Below are 5,860 nucleotides of genomic sequence, written 5' to 3'. Positions count from 1 at the left end.
CGACGCTGATCAGGCGGCTGACGGTCACGCGCCCGAATTCGTCTTCCTCGATCGGCACCGAGTGGTTCGTGGACCAGCGCGCCACGCCGCCCACATCGAGCGGGCCGGCGGCGTCGGCGATCTGGCTTTGCGAATAGGCGTGGGCGACGCGTTGCGTGTATTGCACGCCGGCGCGCGCGGCGGCCACGGCGCCCAGGCCGATGCCGGTGGCGACGGCGGCGTTGTTCGTGACCTTGGCCGCGACGGCGGCGCCGGCGATACCGGCGCCGGTGGTGGCGCCTTCGCTATACAGGGAACTGCAGCCGGAAAGCAGCGTGGCGGCCAGCGTCGCGCCGGCGAGCGCGAAGCGCGCGAGGTGCACGACGCGGCGGGCCGGATGCCCGGGCATGGCGATGCGAGAGTTCATGCTGGATGCGATCCTGTCTGGAGTGCGCCGCGCCCACTGGTGGCGCGGCACCGGCCGCCATTGTCTTGCAAGTTCTTGACCCGAATTGCAAAAAATGGACAAACGTTTGCGATCTTGAAAAAACGTAAAAAGGCAATCGCGGCGCCGGTCGGCGCTTAGTGTCTTACAAATCTCGGCGCGAGGGTCGCATCGTTACAAAATGAAGGTAATTGTTACCTTCGCATGGATCGGGCCAGCCTACACTGGGTTTTCACTGACTGTTTCAACGGCGACGCGCCGCACAGCTCAATGAGACACCCTGCCATGCGCCGGACACGGCGCCATTCACGCCCGGATCACGACGACGGCTTGCGCCGCCCTGCGGCACCGGCCGATCCGCCTTCATCCGCGCCGCCGGCTGTGGTGCCCGATGCCGCGCAGGCATCCGATGCGCCGGCGGACGGCGACCACAACCAGGGCGGGGCGCGTCCCGAAGGGCTCGACTACCAGCGCGATCTGGGCGCCGAGCAGGACGCCTGAGCGCGCGTCGCGCACCGCATTTTCCGTTCGAACATTCATCCCGTCGCGCCAGGCATGCCGCGTGCTGCGACGGAAGGATCCGGCGCGTCCGTGCGCCGGTTCATCCAAGCACAGGAGGTCAGGCCGTATGAGCAGATTGATCGTGGTTTCGAATCGCGTGGCAGCAGGTCAGGATGCGCGTCCGTCGGCGGGTGGTCTCGCCGTGGGCGTGCTCGACGCGCTCCGGCAGTCGGGCGGCGTCTGGTTCGGCTGGAACGGCGAGATCGTGGGCGAAGCCGGCGAACCGGTGATCGAGCGCGAAGGGAACGTGACCTATGCGACGGTGGGCCTGTCGCGGCGCGACTACGACCAGTACTACCGCGGCTTCTCGAACGCCACGCTGTGGCCCGTGTTCCATTACCGCATGGATCTCGCGCGCTTCGACCGGCAGGAATACGAAGGGTATCTGCGCGTGAACCAGACGCTCGCCAAGCAGCTTCATGCGCTGATCGAGCCGGACGACATCATCTGGGTGCACGACTACCACCTGCTGCCGTTCGCGCATGCGCTGCGCGCGCTCGGCGTGAAGAACCCGATCGGTTTCTTCCTGCACATCCCGTTCCCCGCGCCCGAGGTGCTGCGCACGGTGCCGCCGCACGACGAGCTGGTGCGCTTCATGAGCGCCTACGACGTGGTGGGTTTCCAGACCGAATCGGACAAGCAGTCGTTCGTCGATTACCTCGAACGGCGCGGCATCGGCACCGCGGCCGACGACGGCATGCTCCACGTGCACAACCGCGTCGTGAAGGTGGGCGCCTATCCGATCGGCGTGTATCCGGACGCGATCGCCGAGGCCGCCGTGCAGCATGCGCAACGCAAGCCGGTGGCCGCGCTGCGCGATGCGATCCGCGACCGCAAGCTCGTGATGAGCGTGGATCGGCTCGATTATTCGAAGGGCCTGGTGGAGCGCTTCCAGGCGTTCGAGCGGATGCTGACGAACGCGTCGGGCTGGCAGGGCCGCGTGTCGTTCGTGCAGGTGGCGCCGCCCACGCGCTCGGACGTGCAGACCTACCAGCGGATCCGCCAGACGCTCGAACGCGAGGCCGGCCGCATCAACGGCCGCTTCGCCCAGCTCGACTGGACGCCGATCCAGTATCTGAACCGCAAGTACGAGCGCAATCTGCTGATGGCGCTGTTCCGTCACGCGCACGTCGGCTACGTCACGCCGTTGCGCGACGGCATGAACCTGGTCGCGAAGGAATACGTGGCGTCGCAGAATCCGGACGATCCGGGTGTGCTGGTGCTGTCGGAGTTCGCCGGTGCGGCGGCCGAGCTGCCGGGCGCGCTGATCGTCAATCCGTCGGATCTGTCGCAGATGTCGGACGCGCTGGAGCGCGCGCTGTCGATGCCGCTCGGCGAGCGCCGCGAGCGCCACGGCAGCAATTTCGCCGCGCTCAAGCGCAACGATCTCGGCGTGTGGCGCGATTCGTTCCTGACCGACCTGCGCAGTGTGGCGACGGCCGCATCGGTCACGCGCCGCGTTGGGCGGCGCGTGGACGCCTGAGGCGCTCGCGGGCAGCAAGTGCGATGAAAAACGGCGGCGCTTCGGCGCCGCCGTTTCTCGTTGCGGCGCGGGCAACCGCCGGCCGCTCAGCCCGCGTGCGCGGGCGGTTCTGCGCCGAGCCGCAGCAGGCTCACGCAGGCCGCCACGGCGGCGAACGCGGCGGCCGCATACAGCGCGAGCGTCGGGCCGTGCGCGGGCGCCACGCCGAAGATCAGCGCGACGATCGCCGCGCCGAGCGTCTGCCCGCTGAGCCGCGCGGTGCCGAGCATGCCGCTCGCGCCGCCGCTGCGATGGCGCGGCGCGGACGACAGAATCGTGCGGTTGTTCGGCGCCTGGAACAGGCCGAAGCCCGCACCGCACAGCGCCATGCGCCAGACGATGTCGACCGGCGCCGGATGCGTGCCGAGCATCGCGAGCGCGAGCAGCCCCGCCGCGAACAGCGCGAGCCCGACGCCGCCGAGCATGCCGGCCGAATAACGGTCGGACAACACCCCCGCGAGCGGCGCGACCACCATGATCACGAGCGGCCACGGCGTCATGTAGAGGCCGGTTTCCACCTGCGACAGCCCGAGCGTGTGCTGCAGCCAGAACGGCAGCGCGACGAACGCCAGCATCTGCGAGGTGAACGACGCCACCGAGGTGCCGATCGACAGCGCGAAGATCGGGATGCGCAGCAGGTCGACCGGCAGCAGCGGCGCGGGCTGGTTCAACTGCCGCCGCACGAACACGTAGCCGAGCGCCACCGCGCCGATGCCGCTCGCGATCACCATCGCGTGATTCTGGCTGTGGCCGAGCCCGTCGACGGTCATGATCACGAGCCCGAACACGCAGGCGTTGAGCAGCGCGCTGAGGTAATCGTAGGGGGCGTCGTGGCCGCGATCGGGCGGCAGCGCGCGCAGGCCGACCGCGACGGCCGCGATGCCGATCGGCACGTTGATCGCGAACAGCCAGGGCCACGCGGCCACCGAGAGCACAGCCGACGCCACCGTGGGCCCGACCGCCGACGACAGCGCCACCACCATCGCGTTCAGCGCGATGCCGCGGCCGAGCAGCCGCGACGGGTAGGTCATGCGCACCAGCGCCGTGTTGACGCTCATGATGCCGGCCGCGCCGAAGCCCTGGATCACGCGCATCGCCGCGAGCGAGGCAAGCGAATCGGACAGCGCGCAGCCCAGCGACGACACGGTGAACAGCGCGAGGCCGGCGAGGTAGACGCGCCGGTAGCCGATCCGGTCGCCGAGCGCGGCCAGCGGCAGCAGCGAGATCGTGACCGCGAGCTGGTAGGCGTTGACGATCCAGATCGAGGCGGCGTCGGAGGCGCGCAGGTCGTGCGCGATGGTGGGCAGCGCGACGTTGGCGATCGCGCCGTCGAGCACCGCCAGCGTGATGCCGAGCGCGATGCAGACGATCGCCCAGTAGCGTTGCGGAAGGGGGAGGCCGTTATCGTCGGCGTTCATGGGCGGGCGATGGTGCGAGCGGCGCGGCGCGAGGCGCCGTGCCGTTCGATCGGGTTGCGGACGCAACCGGTTGGGAAGGCGGCGGCGCGGCGCGCGCCACCGCGGGGGGCGTTGCGCTTACTTCAGGGCGTACAGGCCCGTGTAGCTGGCCGAGGCGACCTGGTTCAGATGGATCATGAAGCGCGCGACGGCGTTGGTGGTGTCGGGCGTGATCGGCAGGCTGTCCACCTTCAGCGCGTGCACCGTGAAGATGTAGCGATGCGCCGCGTCGCCGCGCGGCGGGGCCGCGCCGCCGAAGCCTTCGTCGCCGTAATCGTTGCGCACCTGCACGCTGCCTGCCGGCAGCGTCGTGCTGCCCGCCGCGCCCGCGCCTTCCGGCAGCGCCGTGGTGCCGACCGGCAGGTTCACGGCCACCCAGTGCCAGAAGCCGCTGCCGGTGGGTGCATCGGGATCGTAGACGGTGATCGCGAGGCTTTTCGCCTCAGCCGGCACGCCTTCCCAGCTCAGCGCCGGCGAGACGTTGCCGCCGTCCACGCCGAAGCCTGCGTGGTTGTACTCCTGCGCTTTCGGCATCAAGCCGCCTTCGGGAAATGCGTCGGTCCGCAGCCGGAATTCAGCCATTGAGGCCTCCAGGATTCGTGAGTGCTTGGAAACGGGCGTCGTCGCCGCAACGGGCGTGGCTCGCACGGCGGCGCCGACGGGAACTGGGCGAGTGTATCACCGGCTCCGCGGGCGCGACGGCACGCCAAGGCCGTGCCGCGCGCCGTTCGGGCCTCGAGATTCAGGCCTCGAAATCGAGGCCGCCGAGCAGTACCGCCGGCTCGGTCTGGGTGCGCGATCCGAAGTCGAGGCCGCGCGCGCTTTGCCAGCCCGGCAGCTTGTGCGTCAGCGCATCGAGATAGCGTGCAAAGCGCGTGCCGTCGTGGTCGTCGATCACGAGCCGATCGATTTCCTCGGAATCCCAGGTCAGCGTCAGGTGCAGTGCATGCGGGTAGCCGCGCACGTGTTCGGGCGTGGTGCTGGTGACGTCGATATGGGTGGGATGGCCATGGCCGCCGTACGGGCGCACTTCGGCGCGGATGTGCGGGCCGAGCAGCGCGGCGATGCGCTCGGCGATGCGGGGCGCGAACTCGGCGTCGAAGCGGTGCGCGATGTCGGGATCCATGGGGGCGTCTCGCAGTTGTCGTTCTGATCTCTCGGAAAATCCTAGCATGCGGCTTGCTCGGCCGCTTACGGTTGCGTCTCGCGACGCTTTACATCCGTAATCGGGCGTTACCACTTGCTGCACCTGTTACGGGGGAGTCGTCCCACAATGGGTTCCATCACGTACCACCTTGAGTGGAGAGCAACATGATCAACAAGAAAATCGTCGCAGTGCTGGTGACCGCCGGTGCGCTTGCCGTGGCAGGCCCGGCTTCGGCTCATGGACGTTGGCACGGGCACGGCGGTGGCGGCGGCGGCGCCGTGATCGGCGCGCTGATCGGGGGCGCCGTGCTGGGCGCGATCGTGTCGTCGGCGGTTGCGCCGGCGCCGGTGTACGCCGCCCCGGCCTACGCGCAGCCGGTCTATGCGCAGCCGACCTATCAACAGGCCTATGCGAGCCCGCCCCCGGGCACCTGCTTCGACGGCTATCGCAACGCCTACGTGCCTTGCGGTCCGCAGCCGGCGCCGGGCTACTATCAGCAGCCGGGCTGGTAAGCGCGGCGGGACGCCGGCCGGTAACGGTTCAGGCGTTCGCAACCTGCAAACGACAACGCCCGCCCGGGTTATCCGGGCGGGCGTTGTCGTTTGATGCGGTTCGATGCGATGGCGTGTTGGCGGTATTCGCGGATACAACTGGTTGCAATCGAGGGCGCGAGCGGCGCCCCGGGGCGCGATCAGTGGCGTCCGCCGCCGCCGTGACCGCCGCCGCCCCGGCCACCGCCGCCGCCGCCT

6 protein-coding genes and 1 pseudogene are annotated in these 5,860 nt (G+C 69.4%); 3 read left to right on the top strand and 4 right to left on the bottom strand.

The window, feature by feature from the left end; translation table 11 throughout:
- Positions 1-406 (bottom strand): annotated as a pseudogene (locus G3N92_RS29830) (hypothetical protein); the annotation flags it as partial.
- 288 nt (positions 407-694) lie between these two features.
- Between G3N92_RS29830 and G3N92_RS29825 the strand changes: the two are divergent.
- Both G3N92_RS29825 and otsA read left to right on the top strand, forming a co-directional pair.
- Positions 695-925 carry a hypothetical protein gene (locus G3N92_RS29825; protein ID WP_206131158.1) on the top strand — a complete coding sequence of 77 codons (231 nt, stop codon included), beginning with the start codon at positions 695-697 and terminating at the stop codon, positions 923-925.
- A gap of 127 nt (positions 926-1,052) precedes the next feature.
- A complete protein-coding gene (gene otsA / locus G3N92_RS29820; RefSeq protein ID WP_206131157.1) occupies positions 1,053-2,468 on the top strand; it encodes an alpha,alpha-trehalose-phosphate synthase (UDP-forming) in 1,416 nt (471 codons plus the stop codon).
- Positions 2,469-2,554: 86 nt separating this feature from the next.
- On the opposite strand, the gene G3N92_RS29815 is transcribed toward otsA, so the two are convergent.
- The 3 genes from G3N92_RS29815 to G3N92_RS29805 form a co-directional block, all read right to left on the bottom strand.
- Positions 2,555-3,925 carry an MFS transporter gene (locus G3N92_RS29815; RefSeq protein ID WP_206131156.1) on the bottom strand — a complete coding sequence of 457 codons (1,371 nt, stop codon included), beginning with the start codon at positions 3,923-3,925 and terminating at the stop codon, positions 2,555-2,557.
- A 117-nt stretch (positions 3,926-4,042) separates the two neighbouring features.
- Positions 4,043-4,546, bottom strand: a complete 504-nt coding sequence (locus G3N92_RS29810; protein WP_206131155.1) for a YbhB/YbcL family Raf kinase inhibitor-like protein — start codon at positions 4,544-4,546, stop codon at positions 4,043-4,045.
- A 160-nt stretch (positions 4,547-4,706) separates the two neighbouring features.
- Positions 4,707-5,090: a DUF5594 family protein gene (locus G3N92_RS29805; RefSeq protein ID WP_206131154.1), complete on the bottom strand. Its 384-nt coding sequence runs from the start codon at positions 5,088-5,090 to the stop codon at positions 4,707-4,709.
- A 185-nt stretch (positions 5,091-5,275) separates the two neighbouring features.
- On the opposite strand from G3N92_RS29805, the gene G3N92_RS29800 reads away from it, so the two are divergent.
- Complete coding sequence (locus tag G3N92_RS29800; protein WP_206131153.1) at positions 5,276-5,623, top strand: ecotin precursor; 348 nt, start codon at positions 5,276-5,278, stop codon at positions 5,621-5,623.
- The last annotated feature ends 237 nt before the right edge of the window (positions 5,624-5,860 follow it).

Origin of the sequence: Burkholderia sp. Ac-20379 (assembly GCF_017104645.1) — a bacterium.
Classification (GTDB): domain Bacteria; phylum Pseudomonadota; class Gammaproteobacteria; order Burkholderiales; family Burkholderiaceae; genus Burkholderia.
This window is presented reverse-complemented; position numbering and strand designations above follow the sequence as displayed.

What these genes read in the sequence shown, in the direction of transcription:
- G3N92_RS29825 (WP_206131158.1), top strand. Translation starts at nt 695, where the DNA reads ATGAGACACCCTGCCATGCGCCGGACACGGCGCCATTCACGCCCGGAT.
- otsA (WP_206131157.1), top strand. Translation starts at nt 1,053, where the DNA reads ATGAGCAGATTGATCGTGGTTTCGAATCGCGTGGCAGCAGGTCAGGAT.
- G3N92_RS29815 (WP_206131156.1), bottom strand. Translation starts at nt 3,925, where the DNA reads ATGAACGCCGACGATAACGGCCTCCCCCTTCCGCAACGCTACTGGGCG.
- G3N92_RS29810 (WP_206131155.1), bottom strand. Translation starts at nt 4,546, where the DNA reads ATGGCTGAATTCCGGCTGCGGACCGACGCATTTCCCGAAGGCGGCTTG.
- G3N92_RS29805 (WP_206131154.1), bottom strand. Translation starts at nt 5,090, where the DNA reads ATGGATCCCGACATCGCGCACCGCTTCGACGCCGAGTTCGCGCCCCGC.
- G3N92_RS29800 (WP_206131153.1), top strand. Translation starts at nt 5,276, where the DNA reads ATGATCAACAAGAAAATCGTCGCAGTGCTGGTGACCGCCGGTGCGCTT.